The sequence below is a fragment of the Trichocoleus sp. FACHB-90 genome (genome assembly GCF_014695505.1).
GTDB lineage: Bacteria > Cyanobacteriota > Cyanobacteriia > Cyanobacteriales > FACHB-T130 > Funiculus > Funiculus sociatus.
This window is the reverse complement of record NZ_JACJOK010000019.1, coordinates 132527-157731: the sequence shown is the minus strand read 5'-3', so window position 1 is coordinate 157731 and position 25205 is coordinate 132527. Positions and strand designations below refer to the sequence as shown.

Annotated in this window: 17 protein-coding genes and 1 tRNA gene; 10 read left to right on the top strand and 8 right to left on the bottom strand. The window is 43.7% G+C overall.

Annotated features, from left to right (window positions below; all coding sequences use genetic code 11):
• Positions 1–4: 4 nt before the first annotated feature.
• Genes H6F74_RS05615 through H6F74_RS05605 form a run of 3 tightly spaced genes read right to left on the bottom strand, consistent with a single transcriptional unit; the run spans position 5 to position 1181 of the window.
• Complete coding sequence (locus H6F74_RS05615; RefSeq protein ID WP_190437505.1) at positions 5–250, bottom strand: hypothetical protein; 246 nt, start codon at positions 248–250, stop codon at positions 5–7.
• A complete protein-coding gene (locus H6F74_RS05610; RefSeq protein WP_190437503.1) occupies positions 228–887 on the bottom strand; it encodes a hypothetical protein in 660 nt (219 codons plus the stop codon). Before H6F74_RS05610 ends, H6F74_RS05615 begins: the two co-directional genes overlap by 23 nt.
• 48 nt (positions 888–935) lie before the next feature.
• Positions 936–1181: a hypothetical protein gene (locus tag H6F74_RS05605; RefSeq protein ID WP_190437502.1), complete on the bottom strand. Its 246-nt coding sequence runs from the start codon at positions 1179–1181 to the stop codon at positions 936–938.
• A 346-nt stretch (positions 1182–1527) separates the two neighbouring features.
• Between H6F74_RS05605 and H6F74_RS05600 the strand changes: the two genes are divergently transcribed.
• From H6F74_RS05600 to H6F74_RS05575, 6 genes are all read left to right on the top strand, one after another.
• Positions 1528–2355: a hypothetical protein gene (locus tag H6F74_RS05600; RefSeq protein ID WP_190437500.1), complete on the top strand. Its 828-nt coding sequence runs from the start codon at positions 1528–1530 to the stop codon at positions 2353–2355.
• The gene (locus tag H6F74_RS05595) at positions 2355–2537 is read left to right on the top strand and encodes a hypothetical protein (protein WP_190437499.1); all 183 of its coding nucleotides are present in this window, start codon (positions 2355–2357) and stop codon (positions 2535–2537) included. Before H6F74_RS05600 ends, H6F74_RS05595 begins: the two co-directional genes overlap by 1 nt.
• 10 nt (positions 2538–2547) lie before the next feature.
• Positions 2548–4926, top strand: coding sequence for a hypothetical protein (locus H6F74_RS05590; RefSeq protein WP_190437496.1), 2379 nt, complete (start codon positions 2548–2550; stop codon positions 4924–4926).
• A gap of 9 nt (positions 4927–4935) precedes the next feature.
• Positions 4936–5844, top strand: coding sequence for a hypothetical protein (locus tag H6F74_RS05585; protein WP_190437493.1), 909 nt, complete (start codon positions 4936–4938; stop codon positions 5842–5844).
• A 90-nt stretch (positions 5845–5934) separates the two neighbouring features.
• Positions 5935–6007, top strand: a tRNA-Ser gene (locus H6F74_RS05580).
• Positions 6008–6695: 688 nt separating this feature from the next.
• Positions 6696–7283 (top strand): CHRD domain-containing protein, encoded by a 588-nt coding sequence (locus H6F74_RS05575; protein WP_190437491.1) that lies wholly within the window; start codon positions 6696–6698, stop codon positions 7281–7283.
• 110 nt (positions 7284–7393) lie between these two features.
• On the opposite strand, the gene H6F74_RS05570 is transcribed toward H6F74_RS05575, so the two are convergent.
• Together H6F74_RS05570 and H6F74_RS05565 are read right to left on the bottom strand one after the other, a co-directional pair.
• Positions 7394–8098: a Crp/Fnr family transcriptional regulator gene (locus H6F74_RS05570; RefSeq protein ID WP_190437488.1), complete on the bottom strand. Its 705-nt coding sequence runs from the start codon at positions 8096–8098 to the stop codon at positions 7394–7396.
• A gap of 18 nt (positions 8099–8116) precedes the next feature.
• Complete coding sequence (locus tag H6F74_RS05565) at positions 8117–9073, bottom strand: threo-3-hydroxy-L-aspartate ammonia-lyase (protein WP_190437485.1); 957 nt, start codon at positions 9071–9073, stop codon at positions 8117–8119.
• A gap of 319 nt (positions 9074–9392) precedes the next feature.
• Between H6F74_RS05565 and H6F74_RS05560 the strand changes: the two genes are divergently transcribed.
• Positions 9393–13907, top strand: coding sequence for a PAS domain S-box protein (locus tag H6F74_RS05560; RefSeq protein ID WP_190437482.1), 4515 nt, complete (start codon positions 9393–9395; stop codon positions 13905–13907).
• 33 nt (positions 13908–13940) lie between these two features.
• The gene (locus H6F74_RS05555) at positions 13941–15680 is read left to right on the top strand and encodes a GGDEF domain-containing response regulator (RefSeq protein WP_190437478.1); all 1740 of its coding nucleotides are present in this window, start codon (positions 13941–13943) and stop codon (positions 15678–15680) included.
• Positions 15681–15705: 25 nt separating this feature from the next.
• On the opposite strand, the gene H6F74_RS05550 is transcribed toward H6F74_RS05555, so the two are convergent.
• The 3 genes from H6F74_RS05550 to H6F74_RS05540 all read right to left on the bottom strand — a co-directional run bounded on the left by H6F74_RS05550 (position 15706) and on the right by H6F74_RS05540 (position 23604).
• Positions 15706–17466: a diguanylate cyclase gene (locus tag H6F74_RS05550; protein WP_190437474.1), complete on the bottom strand. Its 1761-nt coding sequence runs from the start codon at positions 17464–17466 to the stop codon at positions 15706–15708.
• Positions 17467–17470: 4 nt separating this feature from the next.
• Positions 17471–17863, bottom strand: a complete 393-nt coding sequence (locus H6F74_RS05545) for a response regulator (protein WP_190427841.1) — start codon at positions 17861–17863, stop codon at positions 17471–17473.
• Positions 17864–17994: 131 nt separating this feature from the next.
• Positions 17995–23604: a PAS domain S-box protein gene (locus H6F74_RS05540; protein ID WP_190437464.1), complete on the bottom strand. Its 5610-nt coding sequence runs from the start codon at positions 23602–23604 to the stop codon at positions 17995–17997.
• A 259-nt stretch (positions 23605–23863) separates the two neighbouring features.
• On the opposite strand from H6F74_RS05540, the gene H6F74_RS05535 reads away from it, so the two are divergent.
• Together H6F74_RS05535 and H6F74_RS05530 are read left to right on the top strand one after the other, a co-directional pair.
• On the top strand, positions 23864–24439 hold the full coding sequence (locus H6F74_RS05535; protein WP_190437461.1) for a DUF924 family protein: 576 nt from the start codon (positions 23864–23866) through the stop codon (positions 24437–24439).
• Between the two features lie 240 nt (positions 24440–24679).
• Positions 24680–25195: a GNAT family N-acetyltransferase gene (locus H6F74_RS05530; protein WP_190437458.1), complete on the top strand. Its 516-nt coding sequence runs from the start codon at positions 24680–24682 to the stop codon at positions 25193–25195.
• The last annotated feature ends 10 nt before the right edge of the window (positions 25196–25205 follow it).

Here is a 25205-nt window from a genome sequence, read left to right as displayed (position 1 = left end):
TTATTTACATTTCATCGCCGATACTAGCCAACCTTTCCTCATACTCTCCCCCCTCCAAATATTCTCTGGTTTCGGCTGGGGTGGCAGTCCGTAACAACCCAGACTCAGAATCTGCAACAAAGCAATAATCTCCGCAAGACTTCCAAGCCTCTTCCCTCCAATCGAAAGGAAGGATAGATCCCAATACTGATTCAAAATCGGGATCTCCTGGGTACACGAGAAAATTATCAGAGTCCGAACGGTATGCCACCGCCACCACCTCCGACAAGCTTCCAACCACTACCAGCATCTCCTACCGTATCTTCTTTAGTAGAAGCTACAAAAGTGGTCATGCTAATCACTGCGCCATCCGTGGTTGAAATGCGTTTATTCGCTCGTTTCGGTCTAGGATTATTGATGCCATAAAGCACGGTAGTGTAATTAGCATCCGTTACATCCTCTATCCCTAACGCACCTTTATCGGTTGCTGTTAGCTTGTTGTATTGAAACAGAGGCATATTCCATCCATAGTTAATCCCATCTGTAGCACCAAATGGGCGATAGGGGACGAAAACTAACCGAGAAAAGCCGGAGGCTCCTCTAAATGCTCGAATTGTACCCGCTCTAATGTCCCAACCTGCCGTCCTGGCAGCAGCAATGGAATCTGCATTAACAAAGCTTTCCTCATAGCCTTTGTTTGCAGTGCCAAAAAATTTTCTAGCCCTTGGTGGTTTTGGGCTGTTGGCTCCAAAAACGGTTCCAGGCTTATAGCCTCCCCCTGACGCCAAAATAACTTGATGTCCCAGTGCTGTAGAGGTTGCATCTGCAACGTCTGTACGGAACCCATAAGTTAAGCCAGCAAACCCCTTAAGCCCTACTCCAACAAGTCGTCTCTCCCCATAAGGCATACTTTATTTTCCTTGTGTCTCCTCTTGTCAAACGTGAATTACGAATTATTAAGTCAAATACGGCGTAGCCGCTAGAACAAGGTTTCCAGTAGCCGGATCAATTGTTTGAGCTACTGGAAAAGAAAATGTACCAGAATAAATTCCGGTGTCCGAGTTGTAAGTTCCCGTAACAAAGTTACGGTTGTCAGGATTTCGAGCAGTTGTACGCTCTATTGCTTGCAATTGCATCAGTGATTCCAATGCCAAGCCTTCTGCGGTGTCGGCCTTTAAATCAGCTCCGGTAAGTGCTGCCATGTTGATTCAGTTTGATATCAGTACGATTTCATGATGATATTTCTTAAAAAAAGTGTCAAGTCCCCAAACCCTTGATATAGAATGTTTTTAGGCTGAGTCCAACGTGAAGACCCTATGGGTTATAAAAACGGGAATTTTAAATTTTTAATGCAGCTTGAAGTTTATTCACTCCTCTCAACCAACTCCAAACGAGCTATGCGGAGAATCAAAAAAACGCATCGGGGATATTACGGATATTTTCCCCGGTACAACCTTTTAAGCCGACTTTGTGCGGAATTAAGTATGACTGAATCAGAAATCCTGATTCAGATACAAAAAGAGAGAGAATTTTTACTTAAAGAGCAACATGGCAATTTATACCCACAGTGAAGTAAAGAATATAGGGTATCAGTTACAGGCTAATAGCAACTACATACATACCCTTATAGAAAATTTTGATGACTTTGAAAAATATAAAAATAGGGGACTAGAAGCTATTACGGTAAATACCTTTTTAAAAAATCTTAAAGTTTATAGTGAAATACGGTCTACTGCTGAAGTACCTCTGCCAGAGTTTGAATTAACAGATACTGATACCGATAGGTTAGCTAAAACACTTATAAGAGAATGGAAAGGCACAAGAAAGCAATTAAATTTACACTGGGGAGTAGATGATACTCCGTGGATGCCAATTGGATCAGTAAGTTTGATCAATGTATTAAATTATCCTTTTACAATTCATAACGCAATGGATCTGTTGACAGACAACCTTGCTGCTGAAATTGGTGTCAGATCACGGATAGGAGTATCAATAAGTGATGTGGGACACGGACTGCTAACAGATAAAGACAAAGTGGTAATTTACGGTAGCTATGTTACCGAGTGGGTAACAGCTACGGCACGATTAAAACCTATAGAATTTTCTAATCCGTTTAGTCATCCAGTAACATCGACAAGTTCTGTATTATTGCGTCCAAATGCAGAGCGTAAACAATTTACTATTAAAAACCCGGATACTAATCCTTGCTTCCTTAATTTTGGCAATACTGCCGAACAAGGCAGAGGAATATTTTTAGGAGGGAAAGATGCTTACGAATATAATACCGATAATTATCCATATTTCGGTACAGTATCCGTAGTCTGTTTTCCGCAACATGACGGAACAATAAATTTAGTAGGAATGGAGTGCTGGTAATGGCTTTAATTAATCCGTTTGAATATGTGCAATTTGCTCCTGATTTAGCTGATTTTAAAATACCTTGGTCTATAGTTACGCCGACCGATAGAGCCGTTATGTTGCGGCGGTATCGGGGATTAAATAATAATTCTTATGGAGTTATTAGACGGCATAATTACAGCACAAACCTGAGAACTTAATATTTTAATTATGGTAAAAATGCAGACGGTACGCGGCGATTCTCTTTACGATAGACCGAGAACAATTGTAGAAATACCAGATGATGAATCTTGGCTGAATAAATACAATAACCCACAAGACAAAGTTAATGGTATTCAAGACACTATAAGAGACACTATTAAGGATACTCCTGGGGATAGAATTAACGACCGAGTACAAGATAGAGTAAGACCTAATTTAGGAAAAGATACTATACTGCAACCACCAGTAGAGCGAGTGCCACCCAGACCGCCCTACCGGAAAGTAGAAATGCCCGAATTAAAAAAGCGGTGGGGGCTACCTCAATTAGTTGGTACAGCAGAAATCCAAAAAGGACTTGTCCCCATTGGCAATACTGGACTATATGCCACTCCTGATACAGCAGCAGATCCAAGGGACTGTAACAGATACCCTAGTAGTATCTATTGTGGCGGTGCGCCTTTAAGTATTGAACCTATTGCCCTAGACCCGGAAGTAGTGATAGATGAGTGCGGTAATGTGGTGGGAATTAGCATTACTCCGACTGTGGGATTTATTCAACTCCCACCAGTACAAATAGTTAAGCCTAATATTAATTGTATTAAACCTAAAGATTTATTTGATAAAATCCCAGCTCCCCCCGATTTGCCACCATCTACTATTTATGATTTAGACAATGAAACCGATTATGTTGTGATTTTTGGTAATAGGTCATCAATAGTTCTTGATAAAGATGAATATGGATATGACGGATTGCAAAAGGGCATCAGTGCTTCTGGAGGTGTCACCCAGTACAGGGATAAAGAAGGAATATTAATCAGAGTAACCGCTACATTAAATAACTCTTTTAGCTTTAGATATAGCTCAGATATTTTTGGGAATCCTGGGGGAGCAAGGTTCGACAAACATCAAATGTATTATAGATGGGAAAATAATAATATATTTCAAAAGAGAAATAATGAAGAATTTCAAGTAAATGAATTACGGACTTTTGTAACTGACGTAAAACCACTAAATAGATTTCAAGATGATGAATTTACTAATGGAGATTTTCCAGAAGGGGGAATTTTAAGCGGCTATGGCCCTACAAGCTCTTTACCTGTTATAGGGGGAGTATTTACGCATGGAATGATTCAAGGCAGGGGAAAAACAATTAAAAACTTTTTAGAAATAGTTCTTAAAAATAGCAATACAAAAAATACTACAATGTCCATTACTATGATCGCCGCATTTCCTACGGGTTTAAGGCGACCTTTACCACCACCGCCGCCACCCGATAGGAGATGTTGTATGTCTTGTTGTCCAAACAATAGTGGAAACCAAGCTAGTAATGATGCGCCTTTACGCCTTATTTATAGCAAGGTAGTTCAAATAGATAAAAGAGTAACAAAGCTAGAAGAAAATGTAGGAGAATTTCCGGTCGTCTTAGAATACTTTGATGCTGACGAAAAAATACCAGGAAAACAAGGTAAAACAATATCTGTAAAATCAATTGCAGATAGTATTCCTACGACATTTCAACGAGTTGAAAACGTTGCTAAAATTATTGGTATAGAAGAATTGCCCGCCGAATTGCCAGAATCTTTTATTTCACGAGATGAAGGTTTCTTGGGTAATTTGATACCTAATCAACCTGTTTATAAAAGAAATTTGGTTCAGCTTCTGGGATATTTCATGGAGCGATTTGAGGAAATCACGGGACAATTTGAAATTCCAATCCAAATCAAAGACAGTGACCCGACCACACCAGGCGACCAGCCCAAGGGTATTAAAATACCGAATATAGCGGAAGGCATTGCAGAGATGATGCTGTTGTTAATTCAGACTTCTGTTAACTCCGAGACTTTAATAAATATTTGTACGAAGACATTAATAGAGTCAGGACAAATTAAGCAACAAGACTTTAAGAACTTTCACCAGCTCACTACAGTTTTGGATTATATGGGATGTGGTACACAAGAGGTTAAGAAATCTATACCGTTATCTTTTTCAGTGGGTGCTGAAACATTGCCGGATTTATTGCGTGACACTACTGTTGAAGTGTCGGTGACGGAGTTAAAAGAGCAACGAGATATGAAAGATGTCTTTATGCCGCTACTTGATTCCGCTTCAATTATAAAATCTGTCTTTTTTAGGAAGTTTGACCAAAAGGGAGATATTAAAGCCCAATTAATAGATATGGTTAAAGGTCATGCTGCCACCAATGACAAGTTAAACGGCAACGAAAAGGACGCTGATGGTAAAGATAATTTTGATAGATTCATAGATGATGCAGAGATAGGATTTACCACTGAACCGGGAATAACTAATAGCACCGAGCCTTATGGCAAGGATTATTCACGCCGCCCTCGGATTCGTGAAATTGGAAAAGATACTAGCGATACAAAGTAAAAAAAATTCATGGCATCACTAATAGATTTAAGCAAGGCTGCCGGACGTTTAGCGAGAAAGGAGATTACGGCGGATGGTGTCCGACGATTTGCTGTGAACGCCATGTCGGGGAAGGCAGACAGCGGTGATGGCGGAGGAATATTAGGAAAAATTATCGGCGCTGTTGGAAAGTTTAACAACAGTTTAATAAACGGCGTTGCTAAAGCTCTTTTTAGTTTTGCAAGTTTTACTCTTAGCGGTTTGTGGGGATTAGTAATATCTACAGGTCAGTTTTTATGGAACTTCGATTTTAATATGTCAGAGGAGGCTGCTGACAAAAAAATAGAGGCTCTTTATACAAGTTTAGCGGGTAGCCTTGGGAATACCCTTGGTAATGCTGTAGGTTGGCTAGCGTGCGGTGCGTTGCCAGGTGCAATAATCTTTGCATTCAATGAACCGCTTGGTTTGCACGTTCTAAATGAAGTTGGCGAAGAGGCGCTCGAAGAGATTGCCGATAACGTTGCTCAACTGATACGCCAAACAGCGACTCAAGGGGTACAAGTTTTATTGACTTGGGCTTATATCAATTACAGAAAGCTGTGGAGGCAACCAAATTCTGAGTTTGCAAAGATGTTAGCTGCGGGCGGACTAAAAAAAGAGTATATAGATAGAGCTGTAGAAGAGAGAAGTAAGCCTTGGAGCTTTGCTTTAAAGTTTGAAGAGGCAATAGAGTCTATTGATAATAAATATTTAAGGACATTTGCAGAAAATTTCTTTGAAGAGGCGTTTGACGCTTGCGTGGAAGCTGGGTATGTGGTGGCGAACAGCGTAGATAGTTACCTTGCGGCGCAAAAAATAGCTAACAATGGACTATTAGGCGAGGAGCGCACAGTAGAGATTTTGTTGGATCGCTCCACGGCTACAGCCCCAACTCCTTAAATTTGGTTGACCAAATTACAAGGCTTTTGGCTCTGATGGTACAGAGAATTGGTACACAAGATTTGGCGTAAAAGTGTCAACGCTTTACACGGAAAAGCTTTGAAGGATAACAGTAATCTGCTTTGCAAGCAGGATGTCAGCGGTTCGAGTCCGCTAACCTCCATTAGTTTTTGTACGTTCGCAAATTAAATGTCGCAATTCGCAAATTAATGTCGTTATTCCCCTTTGAGCATCTGTTCGCAAATTAATGTCGTTGTCGATTAACAGATTAATGTCGTGATTAACACATTAATGTCGCTTAATGTAGTTTTTAACAAATTCGTGTCGTTGAATTAGTTCTGACAACCGTTAACAAATTAATGTCGTCCAGCGACTTTAATTACAAAGCAGGCGATCCTTTCAACCCCCCCTAAATTTGGGACACTATCTACAACTATTATTATTCAAATTGCTGGCGCAGCTTCATAAACTTCAAAATTGCTGCCGCAGCTCTATAATATTCTACGTTCGCAAATTAAATGTCGCGAACTGCGAATCGCGACATTTAATTTGCGAACGTACATGATGATACCTGGGTCACACATCCTCTACAGATCATCTAAATTGCAACGTAAACCTAACGATACTGAATCTAGAACCGTAGAAGCTTTTGGATTCTCAGTATAAATCCCAGTGGTAGTTCAATAACTTCATACAATCTTTACTCAAAAACACGTAGCTGGTCGATCTAAAACCGTAACAAACTGTAACATCAATGGTAAGACTGGTGTTTCTAGCGAGAGTACTTCACCAGAGTACGTCAGCAGTTGCACTGAATTCAGTTTTTGACCTTCACTAACAAAGGACGATATATGAGACAGTTTTGGACAACGGCAGTGCTGAGTTCAGCCCTGATTGCTTCTGCTCCACTGGCAGCCCAAGCAGCGTCATTCACATTTTCAGGCCCTTTAAGTGGAGCGCAGGAAATTCCTGTCCCCAACAATAGTCCGGCGACGGGATCATTTTTAGCAACATTGACAGGTGAACCTGAGCAATGGACATTTAACTATGAAGTTTCTTTCCAGAACTTCACCGGACTTTTCCGCGACGCGCATATTCATCTAGGAAGCCGTGGAGTTGCGGGCCCGGTAGTGCATCGGCTAGACGGCGTTGCATCCTTGGCTACGGCAAACGTGAACAGTGGTACTTTGGTCGGTGACTGGACATCGGCAGAACTGCCTGCGACAGTCACCCCAGCCACCGTGTTCCAGCGCTTTTTGGATGGTCAGTACTATTTCAATGTCCACTCAACCACATTTCCGACTGGTGAGATCCGAGGTCAAATCGAAAATCCGATAGACTCAACGGCAGTACCTGAACCTGCTACCGCTCTGGGGCTGTTCGTAGCCGGAGCGATTGGGGCGGCGGCGCGACGGAAGAAGGCAAACCAGGTCGCATAGGCTCAAACCGTTTAACCACAACTGTTTGCAGAGCTATTTGATATCGGGCAAAATAGAAAGTTTTGCCCGGTATTTTTTTGGATTGCCTAGAGTTGAATCAGCCTTCTCTCTCAAGCATTGAGTTCTGATGTGCCGGAAGCGATCGCTTCTAATTTTTCGGCATCCAACACTGTAATCTTACCACCGCGACCGTAAGCCACAACCGACTTCAGACTCTTGAACATTCGCACGCACTCCTCGTAGGTGATGCCAATACTCCGCGCTATTTGATAATAGGAAAGCTTCACCTTCAAAGATGCGCCAGTGGGGGTTGATTCGGTTCCTTGAGATGCAAAATACTGAATAAACCGCGCTAAGCGTACAATTGCCCTTTCAGAAACCAATCCATGCACTGTGTCATGGAGTTGTTGCAATCGAGAATTGAAAACCATCAGCATTCGCAGGGAAATTTCTGGAGTTTGCCTTATTGCTTCTAAGAGGGCATCTCGTTGTACTGTAAGAATTATTGAATCACACTCAGCTGTCACCATCGCCGGAGAAATTCCATCACCTAATAAGGCGGGTGCAGCGAAAATTTCCCCCGGTGGTAGGGTACGCAGAATCGTTTCTTTGCCTGTTGTTGCAGTTTTGGTGATTTGCAAAGAGCCATCCAGCAGGGCGTATAGTTTAGGAGGTAAGCGATCGCCTTCATGTAAGACTATCTCCCCTTTGCTGTATTTCTGTACTTGGGTGTAAGGTTGTAAATGTTCTAATTCCGCAGGAGTTAGATCCACAAAAACTCGAATCTCAGAAAGTTGCTCGACTGTTGCCTGCATTATCTCTTAGTGTTACTTTTAGCGGGCTAGGAAAATGTTACCAATTTGTGTCATGTCCACATTTCCCCCAGTGATGATGACACCAATCTTTGCATCTTTGACAACTCCTGAAAGTAAAGCAGCAGCTGCTAAAGCGCCTGTGGGTTCTACGACAATCTTTAAGCGGAGCCACAAGAACAACATGGCGCTGCGGATGGCTTCTTCAGATACTGTCACCATATCATCAACATAATGCAACACCAGCGGAAAGGTAATTTTCCCTAAACTGGGGGTGCGTGCGCCATCGGCCATGGTGTCAGGATTGGTAACAGTATGCAGCGTTTTGGTGTGAAACGATCGCGTAGCATCGTCGGCGCGTTCCGGTTCTACGCCGATGACTCGACAATTGGGTGAAAAAGCTTTAATAGCGATCGCGCAGCCGGATAATAAACCACCGCCACCGCAACAAACTAACACTAAGTCTAATCCAACTTCCTGAATTAGTTCTAAAGCTGTTGTACCTTGTCCTGCTATCACATGAGGATGATCGTAGGGGGGAATCAGGGTGAGATGGCGATCGCTGACCATATCTTTCGCCAAAGCTTCCCGCGTCGTTTCCTGACGATTGTACAAAATTACCTCAGCACCATAACCGCGAGTTGCGGCTTGCTTCACTGCTGGTGCATCATCAGGCATGATAATCGTAGTGCGAATGCCTAGCAGTTGTCCAGCAAGCGCGATCGCTTGGGCATGATTTCCCGATGAATACGTCAAAACGCCGCTTTGCTTTTGTGCTTTTGATAACTGCGCCATTGCATTGTACGCACCCCGAAACTTAAACGAACCTGTGCGTTGAAAATTCTCGCACTTGAAGAACACCTGAGAGTTGGTGCGCTGATTGACAGTTTTTGAGGTCAACACAGGTGTACGGTGGGCAATACCGCCAAGGCGCACCGCAGCAGCTTCCACGTCGGCGATGGTAACGGATAATACCATTTTGGATTTTGGATTGGTAATTGGGGGTTATTTTCAGCGAAGGATGCGATCGCGATCGCATCCTTCGCTGGCATTCATGAGTAAAAATTATAAAGTTACTCTTAAATAGAGATTTTTCTTTTATCTTTTCCCGTAAGCTTACCAAAGGTAAGCCAAAAATATCTATTTTTCTGCTGCTTTTTTGCGCGGACAAAAGCTGTGCGTTTTCTTATCTAGCAGCAAACACAAAAATTAGCTAAAATCCACTACATTTTTTAATCTTATCTCCCCTCTCGAAAAACTGAAGACACCCAAACAGGGCATTTTAATCTTTACTACTATGCAACTTCACAACCAGCCCAATTGTTCTTTAGTTTTAGAACAAGCAATTGACCGTCACTTGTTAACTGTTGCTCGTGACAACCCTCTACCAGAAGTCATAGCTAGTCTTCAGTCTGGAGATTCGAGCAGGTGTGCTTTAGTGATGGAGGAGTCCCGGTTAGTTGGGTTGTTTAGCGAGCATAATATTATAGCGCTTAACCTAGCACAAAGGTCTTTAGAAAAGGTTAAAGTTGCTGAGGTGATGACGACACCCATTATTACCCTAAATATATCAAATTTACCAGATATTTTTATATTATCTTCATTATTGCAACAACATCAAATTCACCATCTGCCTGTAGTAGGCGATCGGGATCAAATATTGGGAGTAATCACCCCTCAAAGTATTTGCCGAGTGCTGGAAAAAGAAATTTCAAATCTTAATTCTGCATTTGCCAATTTGAAATCTGCGAAAGGGGAAAATTTGAGCAGCGTCACCCAGGATAGATCAAAAGGTAGCGATAAAATCGGGATTATAGCCCCAAACGCAAGCTGGCCACAGGCGAAGGAAAAATTAGCAATTACAGTAGAAGCGCCTGCAACTTACCTAAAAGAACCTTATGAAACCCTATCAGTTAAAGTGTCCGAGGAGCAACAGAGTTTTAAGACTCTCTTAGCAAGAGAGAGACAGTATAAGTCGGTTGTTGACAACGTTAAAGAAGTATTTTTCCAGACAGATACAGCAGGTTTATGGGCATTTCTAAATCCTGCATGGACAGAAATTACTGGATTCAGCATCGAAGAAAGCCTCGATACAAATTTTCTAAATTACATCCATCCTGACGATCGCCAACACAATCTAGAGCTATTTCAACTATTGATTAATCGAGAGAAAGACTATTGCAAACATGAGATTAGGTACTTGACGAAAGATGGTGATTACAGATGGATTGAGGTTTATGTAAGTCTGACATTGGCTGACGACAATGGGATCTTGGGTACTTCCGGTACGCTGAACGATATTACGGAGCGCAAGCAAGCTGAATTTGCTTTGCAGGAAAGCGAACTGCGGTTCCGCTCCTTAGTTTCCAATATTCCCGGCGTAGTTTATCGCTCTGGCTGCGATTCGGACTGGACAATGGAGTTTATCAGCGATGCGATCGCAGAAATTTCCGGCTATCCGCCTAGTGACTTTATTGACAACAAAATTCGCACTTTCGCCAGTATTATTCATCCCGAAGACACAGCCAATTGTGAAAAGTTAGTCCTGAAAGCCGTGGAAGAGAGACAACTGTTTCTCGCGGAATATCGGATTATTCGAGCAGATGGTAGCATCAGATGGGTCTATGATAAAGGTCAAGGATTCTTTGGTGATGATGGGACTGTACTTTGGCTCGACGGGGCAATCTTTGATATCACTGAACGCAAGCGAGCCGAAGCAGAATTAGAAAAGTCAAATCAGCGGACTATTAAAATTTTAGAAAGTATCACAGATGCTTTTTTTGCCCTCGATAAATCGTGGTGCTTCACTTACTTAAACTCAAAAGCCGAGCAGCACTTATTAAAAACCAGAGACGAATTAATTGGCAAATGTATCTGGGACGAGTTGCCAGTAGTTAACTCTAGCTTGATAAAGCAATATCACAAAGCTGTATCCGAAAATATTACAATTCATTTTGAGACATTTTATGGGTCATCAAATACCTGGTATCAGGTACAAGTCTATCCTTATGAAGATGGCTTAAGCGTTTACTTGCATGACATTACTGAACGTAAACAAGCAGAAGTTGCACTGAAAGAAAGTGAGGCGCGATATCGTGCAGTTGTTGAAGATCAAACAGAAATGATCTGTCGCTTTTTGCCTGACGGAACCTTAAGTTTCGTCAACGACGCTTACTGTCGTTTCTTCAACAAACAGCCCGAAGAGTTAGTCGGGCAAACTTTTGCTCCCTTCATGTTAGAAGAGAAGCAAGAATGGATAACCCAGGAAATGGCTTTTCTTACTCCAGAAAAATCAGTAGTGAGTTACGAACATCAGGTAGTAATGCCAAGCAGGGAGATTTGCATTCAGCAATGGACAAACCGGGCAATATTTAACGAATTTGGCCAGTTTGTCGAATTCCAGGCAGTCGGTCGGGATATCACCCTACGCAAAGCCGCTGAGAAAGCACTGGCAAAGCGGGAACGCCACTGGGCAGCGTTGGTTACAATTGGGCGTCGGTTATTGGTTTCCAACGACAAAGAAAACTGCTACAAACAGGTGTTGAAAACACTGGGGACGGTTTCGCGTGCCAGCCGGATTTACGTGTTTGAGAACCACACAGATGAGTCGGGTTGTCTGCGAATGAGTCAGCGTGCCGAGTGGTGCGGGGAGGGTGTCAACCCCGAAATTGACAATCCTTTGCTGCAAAACCTCTCTTATGACGACTATTTTCCTCGCTGGGCTAACCTATTAGCGCGGGGAAAAATCGTTTCTGGGGTAGTGGCAAAATTTCCAGAGTCAGAGCGTCAGGTTTTAGAACCGCAGGGCATTCTTTCGATTTTAGTCTTGCCGATGATTGTTAATGATAAGTTCTTTGGCTTTATTGGCTTTGATAATTGCCATGAAGCTCGCCCTTGGGCTTCATCAGATGTGGATATTCTCAGAGCGGCAGCAACGGCAATATCTATGTACCAACAACGCAGGCTGGCGGAGTTGGCGCTGCGGGAGAGTGAGGAACGGTTCCGGCAGCTGGCAGAAAATATTGATGAGGTGTTCTGGATGACTAACCCTGATAAAACCCAGATTATCTACATTAGTTCTGCATTTGAGAAGATTTGGGGGCGCACCTGCGAGAGTTTGTATAACAATCCTAAATATTGGGTGGAATCAATCCATCCAGAGGATCGCGATCGCATCGTTGCTCTGATTCGTAACAATCCCCAACGGACTTTAAACGAAGAATATCGAATTGTGCGCCCCGATGGTTCGGTTCGCTGGATCTGGGATCGCGCCTTTCCCGTCCGGAACGCCGCCGGAGAAATCTGCCGCATCACCGGACTTGCAGAAGACATCACCGAACGCAAGTCGGCACAGCAGACTCTTTTACGCATCAGCGCTGCTGTGGAAAAATCCAGCGATGCTATTGGGATATCTGGTGTAAATGCTGAACCCATCTATATCAATGAAGCTTTTCGCAACTTATTCGGCTACTCGTTGGATGAATTAGACGTCTCTGGAGGTCTAGCGCTACTGTTCACCCAAAAAGCAGTTAACCAAGAGGTGTTCGCCACCGTCAACGGCGGCAAATCTTGGAGAGGTGAAGTAGAGATGCGATCGCGTAGCGGCTGCATCATCCAAATTTCCCTTCGTACAGATGCCATCAAAGATACTTCCGGTCAAGTTGTTGGGTCAATTGCCATCTTTACTGACATCACCGAACGCCTGCAAGCCGAACAAGCACTACGCGAGAGTGAGGAGAAGTATCGCAATCTTGTCGAACAAACCAACGATTGGGTGTGGGAAATTGATAGCAATGGTGTCTTTACCTACGTCAGCCCAAAAGCCTCTGATATTGCCGGCTATCAAGTTGGGGAAATTCTTGGTAAGACTACTTTCAATTTTATGTCGCCGGATGAGGCAACGCGATTTCAGTCAGTTCTCAACTACTTTGTTTCTGCACAGCAACCCTTCTCCAATCTAGAAAAAACTGTAATTCACAAAAACGGTCACTCAATTGTTTTAGAAAGCAGCGGTTCGCCTGTTTTTGAAAGCCAAGGTGTACTGCAAGGTTATCGCGGCATAAGTCGCGACATCACTGAGCGCAAAAAAGCCGACTCAGAAATTCGTTCTTCACTGGAAAAAGAAAAAGAACTCAACGAACTAAAATCTCGCTTCGTCTCAATGGTTTCCCATGAGTTCCGTACTCCCCTAAGCACTATTTTGCTTTATACCGAATTGTTAGAACACTATCACCACAAGTGGGATGAGGAGCAAAAACGCCAGTATTTTATACGCATTCAAACTGCTATCAAAAACATGACGAATCTGCTAAATGATGTTTTAATCATCGGGAAAGCCGAAATTGGAAAACTAGAATTTAGTCCAAAATTTCTAGATATAGATGTTTTCTGCCGCGACTTGGCGAGCGAAATGCAACTAACAGCAGGTAGCCAACAGGCTATTATTTTTCAAAGCTGTAGCTGCTCTCAACAAACTTATGTAGATGAACAACTTTTGCGGCAAATTTTCACAAACTTACTTTCAAATGCCCTGAAATATTCTCCCCAAGGAGGGGTAATTAATTTTTCCTATTATTTTCAGAATGAAAAATTAGTTTTTGAAGTGCAAGATGAGGGCATCGGTATTCCCATAGAAGACCAACAACATTTATTTGAAAGCTTCCATCGGGCTACTAATGTCGGTACTATTCCCGGCACTGGATTGGGTCTGGCAATAGTTAAAGAATGTGTCAAATTACACCAAGGAGAAATTAGTGTAAACAGTAAACTAGGGCTAGGCACGAAGTTTGTAGTCAAGTTGCCATATCAATAAAAACTTAACAGGGGCAGGGAGAAACTAGCAAAAATGAACAAGATTTTAGTTATTGAAGATGAAGAACCAGTGTTGGCTGGAATGAGCGCCCTTTTAACAGCTGAGAATTTCGATGTAATAGGCGCAGAAAATGGTAAAGTCGGGGTAGAGTTGGCGATAAAAAACCAACTAGACTTAATTATTTGTGATGTCACAATGCCGGAACTGGATGGATACGGTGTATTGAGAGAATTGCGTCAAAATCCAGCCACGGCTATGATTCCTTTTATTTTTCTAACTGCCAAATCTACCAAATCCGATCTGCGTCAGGGTATGGAACTGGGGGCTGATGATTATCTTACCAAACCGTTTACTAGAGATGAATTATTGGGCGCGATCGCTGCTAGATTCAAAAAACAAACAGTAATGTTTGAACATTACTCAACTGAATTAAAACATACAGAAGAAAAAGTCAATCACCTGGTATATTACAATAATTTGATCGGCTTGCCCAATCGCTTGTCACTACAAGAACAGTTCCATCAAGTGATTGCTCATAGAGACAAGTTACCAAGTCAATCTTCTATCAGTATTCTCTCTATTAGTTTAGATAGATTTAGCCGTGTCAACGACTCTCTAGGCTATACACTAGGCGACTTGCTACTTAAGTCTGTAGCCGAACGCCTGACAATGTGTGTTAGTGGCGGCGACTTTGTTGCTCACTTGCAAGCCGATATATTTGCAATTATTCTCCTAACTGATGACACAAAATCAGATGTTGGCGTTATCCACGATATTTTAAATACAATTTCTCAACCTTTCATGCTGGAGGGTCACGAAGTATTTATCACCGCCAGCATTGGCATCTCGCGCTATCCGTCGGATGGTGGTGACATTGACACTTTAATTAAAAATGCTTCTTTAGCAACATTTGGGGCTAAAAAGCAAGGGGGAAATACTTATCAGTTTTACACGTCAGATATGCAGGCTGATTCTGTCGATCAATTTGCACTAGAGTCTAGCTTGCGTCGTGCCTTAGAACGAGAAGAATTTCAGGTATACTATCAGCCACAAGTCGAATTAAAAACCGGAAAGATTGTTGGGATAGAAGCGTTAATACGTTGGAAACATCCAGAATTGGGGCTAATTTCTCCGGCAACATTTATACCATTGGCAGAAGAGACAGGCTTGATTATGCCCATTGGCGAATGGGTTTTGAAAACGGCTTGCGCTCAAACTAAAACATGGCAAACCGCTGGTTTTTCTTCTTTACGAGTAGCAGTTAATTTGTCATGCAGACAATTCAATCAAGTAAACTTGGGTGAGAGTATAGTCGAAATCTTAAATAACACAGGTCTGGCTCCGCAATTTCTGGAATTAGAAATTACTGAAAGCGTACTAACCCAAAATGAATCAGCAGCTATCAAGACATTAAATAAGTTGAAGCTTTTAGGAATCGAAATATCTATTGATGATTTTGGGACTGGATATTCTTCTTTAAGTTATCTCAAAAAATTTCCTTTTTCTACTTTAAAAATAGACCAGAGTTTCATCCGAAATATTAACACTGATGCTAGATGTAAAAACATCACTATGGCAATTATTCAAATGTCACAAAAATTGAATTTAAAAGTGATTGCTGAGGGAGTAGAAGCGGCAGAAGAAGTAAGTTTTCTTTGCCAACATGATTGTGATGAAGTCCAAGGGTATTTGTTTTGTCGTCCTGTACCACCGGAAGAATTGGAAAAGTTACTGTGGAAAGGCAAGAAACTACCGATTCCTATGTTAATTTAAGGAGATTACTAATAGCAATTAACTATTAGCAATTAGCAATAACAACTTTATTTCGTCCGTGTCGTTTGGCTTCGTAGAGTGCTTTGTCTGCGGCTTCATTGAGTTGCGTCGCATCAACCACGCTGGGAAAAACAGCAACACCACAGCTAAAAGTGACGGAAAATTCAGCACCTTCAGACTGTTGCCGAACTTTGGCAAAGCCTTCTCGGATGCGATTAAGTACCTTGACTGCTGTTAAACCATCTGTATGCGGCAAGATGATAGCAAATTCTTCACCGCCGTAACGACCAGTAATGTCAGTTTTACGCAAACGCTGCTGCAATAGACGGGAGAGACTTTTCAAAACGCGATCGCCTGTCAAATGCCCATAGGTATCATTAACTGACTTAAAATCATCAATATCAATCATGGCAAAGGCGACTGTGGTATTTTCCCGGCTAGCCCGTTGCACTTCAATATTTAATTGCTCTTTGATAGTCGTATGATTAAGTAGCCCCGTCAAACTATCGCGCACCATCACAGAACGTAAAAGACGCGATCGCTGCACTCGCGGCATCACTGACGCCACCAGATGGTGTGGCAAAATTGGCTTAGTCAAGAAATCGTCCCCGCCTAGCTGAATCGCCGTCAGCTGCTTATTAAAATCAGTCTCAACCGAGAGAAACACAATCGGAATCCCCATATAAGCAGGTTGCTGACGGATCACCGATGCCAATTCCAAGCCATCGCAACCAGGCATATACATATCCATCAAAATCAAATCCGGTCTAAACTCAATCAAAGGCTGCATCACCTGCAAAGGATCAGCGATCGCGACCGTCATCATCCCCGCCTGCTCTAAAGTTAAGCTATAGAAAGTAGCCAAAGACGCATCATCGTCAACAATTAAAATTCGATACGGTTCAGGGGTTTGCGGTGCCGTCAGGGAATCCAAAGCATCAATCAACTCTCCGATATTAATTGGCTTAGGGAAATATGCCTTCCCACCTGCCCTCACCGCCTGCAAACGCGCCGTCAGATCGTTTCTGCAAGAGATAAATACAACTGGCAAAGGTTGTTCGCGCCCTTTCTGGATTTGGGTGATAGTTTTCGGGCCTGCCAAATTGTCTTCAGGGAACACCACATCCATGATGACTGCTGCTGGAGGTGTTTGAGCGATCGCGTCCTGAAGTTCAACAAACTCGTTAAAGGCGCGAACATCATAACCAAAACAACCGATTTGCAACACTAAATCCTGTGACAAAAGCGGATCGTCTTCAACCAGAAAAATCAGCCGATTGTCTGACTCCGGTAGGGGAGGAAGTGTCAGCGGCAGGTTTACCGACAATTCTTGAGTGGACAGTAAACAAATTTCACTCGCCGCGTGTTTCAATACCTCTAGCAGCACCAAAATTTGTGCTTGCTGTTCCGAAGTTGGCAAATCCTCACATTCCAGCATCGCTTTGAAAACAAGTTCCAAAGTTCGGGCGGCATTGCCTAATATTAGAAAGCCAAATGTAGCACTAGATCCAGCCAGACGGTGTGTTAAGTTGTGCAGCGTTACCAAAAGTGAGGAAGCTTCGGCGAGGGGCAGAGGCGGTGAGGCGGCGATGGGGTGATGAGGTGAAAAAAGGAATTTAGAATTATCTTTTCCCACTCTCCCACCCTCCCCCTCCCCCACTGCGATACTCTTTTCCAAACTTGCAAGCAGCTGATTCCATGTAGCTTCAATCTGCTCAACTCGACTTGGTAGTTGCTGCGTGTAAGCAATACGTAAGGCGTTTAGTTGTTCTTGTGGATTTTTCACAGAATTAAACATGGTACTGAGACCACAAGCGATTAAGAGTTGCAGAAAGAGTCATCGGGTCAAACGGCTTTGCAATTACATCCAAAACGCCCAGTTGTTTATAGGAAGCTACTTCGTGAGTTTGGACTTTGGCAGTCAAAAAAATCACAGGAGTAGTTAAAGTTTCTCTTAGTTCGCGCAGAGCCTTTAGCGTACTAATACCGTCCATACCCGGCATCATCACATCAAGCAGAATCAAATCTGGGGCAAAAGTTGGCGCGGCTTGAATTGCTTCACTGCCAGAACTACATATTTGCACAGTAAAACCGCCGACAGCCTGCAAACCCAAGCTGGCAACAGTTTGGATGTCTGGGTCATCTTCCACAAACAAAATCCGGTTTAGAGGTGGGGTAGACAAAGCGTTTCTCTAAGTTGTACTTCCAAAAAAGAGTGTCCTGAACAAAACAAATTAAAAATTTAAGAGTTTCCTGGCAATTTTTAATTTGCATTTCTAATGTGGCATTTTGTCAGCGTAACTGGCTACCGTTACTAAACGGTATTTATCGGGTCACTGCGCCCAATTAAGGATTTGATGGTATCCAGCAGTTGCTGATTTGAGGTGCGAGATTTTACGAGTGCCGCAGCCACATGATTCGCGGCTTCAATACCAACTGTATTGGCAGAGAAAACCACTGCGGGAATCGGGACACGAGTCTGATTGTTTAGGTAAGGTAGCAACTCCAGACCAGAACCATCAGGTAAACTTAGGTCTAGAATCACCAGGTCGTAAGTTTTTGTCCGTAGCTTGTGTTTTGCCGCCTGAAGATTTTTAGCTGAGTCAATTTCGGCTAGGGGCTGCAAAATTTTTGAGACCACTTGTGTTAAATCCGGATCGTCCTCTACATACAAAATTTGTAGCTGAGTGCCAGTTTGTTGTCGTACTGCTTGCCGGACTGCTGCCATCAATCGCTGTTGATCGATTGGCTTATCCAGCCAGTCTATCACCGCCAAGCCGCCGCCGTTGAATTCCTGCCGCCCTTGCTGCGCCTTGGCAGAAACCACGACAATTGGCAGGCTGTGGGTGTTTTGCGCCTCCCGCAACTCGCGGATCAATGAAATACCGTCTTGACCGGGTAATGCCAGATCCACTGTCATTGCTGCATAGCGGTTTTGGCCCAGTAGCTGCTTGGCTTGCGCTGCACTATAAGCGATGTCTGCGCTCAAACCCTCTTGCTTTAGCATTAGCCAGAGCAATTGGGCAATATCCGGGTCGTCTTCACACACTAAGATGCGGAAGCTGTCAGATGAGTTTGAGCTGGGGACAATTGGCATAAGTGCGTCCTGCCATTCTGGTAAGTCGAAATAGAAGGTGCTACCGACATGGGTAGTGGTGGTAAAGCCAATTTGTCCGCCGAGTTTTTCGACAATCGCTTTGCAAATGCTCAAACCCAAGCCAGTTCCGCCCTTTTGACGGGTATCTGAGGAATCAGCTTGGGCAAATTTCTTGAAGATCCGGGAGCGAAATTCTTCGGGGATACCCGTTCCTTGGTCGGTGATGGCAACGCGAATGAAGGAGGTAGGAGCCAGGAGGCAATAGGTAGGATAAATATTATCAGTTGCCAATAAGTCTGGACTTCTATCTTCTGGGTTTAAGCGGGAGACACAGACTTTGACTTGGCCATTGGGGGGAGAGAATTTGGCGGCGTTGGAGAGCAGGTTAGTGATTACCTGCATCACGCGATCGCGATCTACATTCACCTTAGCATCAGTTAGTTGCGGCTCCAACACTAACTGCACCCCAAACTGTTCGCTATAGCCACGATTCACGTCTATTGCCTGCTGCACTAATGGCATCAGCTCCAGGGGCGTGAGATGGAAATCCATTTTACCGGATTCAATCTTTTCGATATCCAAAATGTCATTAATCAGCAGGATCAGACGTTCGCTATTTTTATAAGCAATGTCTACCAATGCTTTCGCCTGTGGGGGAATTTCACCCGCCACGCCGCCAGTAATTAGACTCAAAGAACCGCGAACTGAAGTTAGGGGCGTTCTCAATTCATGGCTAACAATTGAGACAAATTCGTTTTTCAATCGCTCTACCTCCTTGCGCTCAGTAATATCTCGCACAATTGTCAGCACTTCATCCGGGCCATTGACTACAACTCTAGCCTCATAAGTCTCAATCTTTTTGCCTTTGGGCATTTGATATTCAAACACTTGGGCTTTGTTGGTGGAAAGAGCGATCGCGCTATAGTGTAAAGCAGCTTGAGCTACAGTCATGGGCAAAATCTCATAAATATTTTTGCCAACAACAGCATCAGCACTCATCTCCATCGGGTCGTTCTTAGCGGCTTTGAAATCCAGAAAAATGCCCTCTTTGTTCATGCGATACATCGCATCTGGAATAGCGTCTAGAAGGGCGCGAGTTTTCGCCTCGCTTTCGCGTAACACTTCACTTTGGCGCAAGGCTTCCTCAGCGGCTTTGCGTTCAGTGATGTCCTTCATAAAGCAGTGATGTCCGATAAAACGCCGTTGCGAATCGTAAGCACAGATCATCACTAATTGCTTATAAAAAATAGAGCCGTCTTTACGCACACCCCTGGCTTCAGCTTCTACCTTGCCATCTTTGAGCATTTGTTCATAGGCAGCTACCATCTTTTCTACATCTTCAGGATGTACAGTTAAGGGCCATTCCATACCAATCATTTCTTCTGGTTGGTATCCAGCAGCGCTGGCGTAGGCTCGGTTGACAGCTAGGTAGCGCCCTTGGGTGTCTAGGCGCGAGATCCCTTCAACGGCATTTTCCAGGGCAGATCCTAAATCGCGTAATTCTGCCTCAGCAGCTTTGCGCTCAGTGATATCAAAAATCGCCCCATCAAGGCGAATTAATTCTCCTTCTTTATTAAAGATTCCCTGACCTTTTTCATAAACCCATCCGACAGTTTCATCAGCTCGAATAATCCGATACTCGATAATGTAAGGCTGTTTTGCTGACACGCCTTCTAAGATAGTTTTCTCCACCATCGCCACGTCTTCGCAATGGATAATACTGGCAAAGGTGCGTACTTGATTGTTAATAAAGTCACTAGCCGGATAGTCAGAAATTCCGGCGATCGCATCACTGATAAACTCCATTGTCCAGTTAGCATCACAGGCACAGCGGTAAACAGCACCAGGAATATTAGCAACTAGGGTTCGGAATCTTTCTTCCCTTTCCTGTATAGATGCGTTTAACTGTATCTGTACTGTCTCGGCTTGCTTGCGCTCGTTGATATCGTGGAAATAAACTGATAAACCATCGGCATAAGGATAAGCTCGCACCTGATACCAGGTGTTTAATGGTGAATAAAATTCCTCAAACTCAACCGTGACTTGTTCGGTAGCAGCTTTGTGATACTGCGAGTAGAAGTTGGAGTTAACAGCCTCTGGAAATTCATCCCATATATTTTTGCCAATTAAGTCATCCTTGGTTCTCAACAAAAGCTGCTCGGCTCGTGAATTTATGTAGGTGAACCGCCACTCCCGATCTAAGGAAAGAAAGGCATCGTTGATGCTTTCTAATATCTTGTTAATTTGCTGGTTAGACTTGTGCAAATCCTCTTCAGCTTGTTTGCGTCTTGTGATATCTCGGAAGTACCAAATTCTGCCATAATCGTCTCCTTCTGGGGAAAACACCGCTGATGAGTAACGGTCAAAAATGCGCTCATCATTTAAGGAAATTTCATCGCGGCTAGATTCAGTTGGATGAGCATATAAATACTCGACTTTTGCAATAAACTCTTGTGGCTGCACCAAGGTTGAGAGTACATAACCTAGCAGTTGTCTGTCGTCCCCAGACTTCATCACCTCGTCGGGGATTTGCCACAATTCTTTGAAGCGACGATTGTACGAGGCGACTTTTCTGTTCTCGTCTATCACCAAAATGCCATCGAGTGCTGCTTCTTGCTGCGCCTTCAAAAGTGAATTAGTGCGTCGCAAGCTTTGTTGAGCTTGCTGGCGTTCGGTGATGTCGGTGGAGATACCGCAGACTGCATAAGGGACACCAGTAGCATCCTGTAGGGGAAACTTGACTGAAAGGTAGCTGTGTAAAACACCTTCGACAGGTGCGACTTCTTCCAACTCTATCGGAGTTCCAGATGCGATTACTTGTTGGTCGGTGGTATGAAAAGCGTCAGCTACTTCTTCGGGAAAAATTTCGTGGTTGGTTTTGCCGACTATCTGCTCTCGGTCGAGGTGGAATAGGGTTTGGAATAGACGGTTGACCAAAATAAATCGTCCTTCCCTATCCTTAACGTAGATGACGGCGGTGGAGTTATCTAAAATTGCTTGTAGTCGCTCCTCGCTAACGCGCAATGCTGTTTCCGCGGATTGAGTACGGGCGAGTTCAGCTTGCAGCTGCTCGAAAAGGTTAGCTTGCTGAATAGCGATCGCTAGTTGTACGCTAAGCTGCTTGAGAAATTGTACTTCCCAGTTTTGCCATTGTCTGGTTCCATGACAATGATGGACAATTAGCAGTCCCCATAATTTGGAGTTTGAAGGTTTAACAGTTGCAAGGTTGGAAGTAGAACCATTTTCCCACCTTCCCTGATGCCAGCGAGAATCTCTGCTCAATGTTGCAACGCTTTCTTGGAAAATCGGCACTACCAGATTGGCTCTGACTTGAAACCGCTCTAGCAATTGAACATGAGGCTGCTCTAAATCCGCTGTGTAAATATCTTCAATAGCTTGAATCTCACCTGTGAGGTATGCGGTGGCGAGAGTATCACTAAAATTGCATAAGCTGGTGCGATCGCATGAGTGGTAATTTTCCTGAATATTGATGCCTAATGTTGATGAAACACCAGTACCCAGCGATTCCACAACTACAGTCCCACTCCCATCTGGCTCAAAGCGGTAAATAGCTGCTCGGTCGGTATGGAGAGCTTGTCGCACTTCCGCTACAGTGGTGTTGAGGACATCTTCTAGTCTCAAGGATTGCCGAATTCGCTCTTGCATTGCTCCTAAAAGTAATTCCCGTTGCAAGAGTTGCCGTAAGGCTGCTTCAGCTTCCACCCGGTAGGTGATGTCAGTTTGGATACCAATAAAGTGTGTCAGTTTGCCTTGGGCATTGCGTACCGGGGAAATCCGGAGTTCGTTCCAGAAAAGGCTGCCATCTTTGCGATAATTTCGTAATACGACACTGCACTCTCTGCCCTCAGCAATTGCCATTCTAAGTTGAGCGATCGCTAGTTGATTTGTGTCTGTTCCCTGCAAGAAGCGGCAATTGGTACCAATGACTTCAGCCGCAGCATATCCAGTCATCTGCTCAAAACGGGGATTGACATAAATAATCGGGTTGTCTGGCTGGGTGGTGTCCGTGATGGCGATGCCATTGCTACTAGATGCGATCGCTCTCTCCAGCAACCGTAAAGACTCTTCTTGTTGTTTGCGCTCGGTGATGTCCTGCGTTACTTTCGAGAAGCCGCGCAGATTTCCCTCCCTGTCGTGCAAAGCTGTAATCACTACGTTTGCCCAAAACCGCGTACCATCCTTACGCACCCGCCAGCCTTCCTTTTCGCACCGACCAAGTTTTGCTGCTAGTTCTAAATTTTGCTTTGGCTTTCCCAGCTCAATATCTTCAGGCGGATAAAAGTAGGAAAAATGCTGTCCGACAATTTCTTCTAACTGATACCCTTTAATCCTTTCAGCTCCCGCGTTCCAGCTGACAACGTGTCCATTGGTATCCAGCTTAATAATTGCATAGTCTTTTACGCCTTCGACTAGCAACTGGAAGTTTTGCTCTCTCTGCCTGAGTGCCGATTTTGCCCATTTGCGCGAGCTGAGGATTTCTGTAAATATAATGATGCCGCCGATTTCACCTGCACTTGTCGTCCACGGTTGGGCTTCCCACTTTACCCAGTCCCCAGTCCCATCCAAACGCCTGATAAATTCTTCATCTCCCTTTTCGATGGTTAAGAGTTGGTCGTTCCAACTTTCAGGAACTTCCCTGAACGTCTCATAGAGCGATCGCTGGCTGATATCCCCGCTTAGTCCAAAATCTGTCCGCCAGCGATCGCTACAAAGCAGGTAACGCATTTCGTGGTCGAACATGGCGATCGCAGCAGGCGATCGCTGGATAAATTTTTGCAGTAGCTCTTGGTTATCTATGTGATTCATATATTAAAGGTGGATTGGTCGCTGTGAATTTAAACTCAAATTTAGCTATATCGTCCTACCTACTTAGGATGCCCAAATTTCCTGGTTTAATTTTCACTGACATCAATAAATACTCTTCCACCGAGAAATTTGCTCAAAGTTCTCTATCCTTTATGAAGATACTGTTAAGCTGAAACTGTACTCCCTCCTTCACTGCCCTGTCGGGCGATAGAGCGTATATTTTCTAACATCTATCCTCAGCAGCATCTTGGAAAAACTGATGCCACAAGTAAATGATATTTTAGATTTTTGGTTTGGTCGAGAAGATGAGCCGGGTTATGGCAAGCAGCGTCAGCTATGGTTTACGAAAAAACCGGAGTTTGACCAAGAGATACAAACTCGCTTCCGACAAGACTACGAACTAGCAGCTGCGGGTCAGTTGGATTACTGGAAGTCTTCACCCCACAGTTGCCTAGCTTTAATTATCTTGTTGGATCAATTTCCTCGCAACATCTTCAGAGGTACTGCCCAAGCCTTCGCCACAGACCCGCAAGCACTTGCAGCGGCAAAGTATGCTGTAGTTAATAATTTTGATAAACAACTTCTACCAGTGCAGCGATGGTTTGTTTACTTACCTTTTGAACACAGCGAAGATTTGAATCATCAGCGTCAGTCGCTGGAGTTGTTTAACCAACTGAGCGATGACCCTGATAGTGCTAACACTATCTCCTACGCAGTTCGACACTTGGAGGTAATTGAGCGTTTTGGGCGCTTTCCCCATCGAAATCTGATTTTGGGTCGAAAGTCAACACTCCAAGAGGCAGAATTTCTCACGCAGCCCGGATCATCTTTTTAACACCAAAAACCTCTCCCCCAACCCCGGCCCTACTAGCCTGTCTAGGCTGAGCAAGTTGGGTTGCGCTGCGCTCTTAGTAAGAAACCCGGTTTCAAAAAAGAAATCGGGTTTGGAGGAAAGATTTAATTTGAACAAGAGCGCAACTACTCTCCTTCCAAGAGTAGTTGCGCTCTTGTTTTCCTCGTTAACAGGCGTTACTTTAGGGAATAATTTTGTTGATAACAGCAACTCAAAAAACAGATGATTGTAGCTGAAACACCGCGATTGATTCTGCGGCATTTAACCTTGGATGACGCGGACGACTTAGCGACGATTTACGCCGATCCTGTTGTTATGAAGTTCTATCCCAGTACGCAGACATACGAAGAGACAAAGCAACGGGTTGAGCGGATAATCAATTGTTACGATAAAAACGGGTTCGGTTTGTGGGCAACCATTTACAAAGCCGATAATAAATTTATTGGTAGATGCGGATTAAGTCTTCAGTTGGTGGATGGGCAGCAAGAAGTTGAAATTGGCTATCTACTTGCCAAGGAATACTGGGGGCAAGGTTTGGCAACAGAAGCAGCTTGTGCGAGTCGGGATTATGGATTTGAAAAAGTTGGTTGTAACCGTCTTATATCGTTAATAGATCCGGGAAATATAGCGTCTCAAAAAGTTGCCATGAAAGTTGGTTTAACTTACGGAAAAGAATCAACCCTGTGGGGAAAAAATATTTGCGTTTATGCAATTGATATCTTACAAAATTCGCAATAGCTGGAGCCTT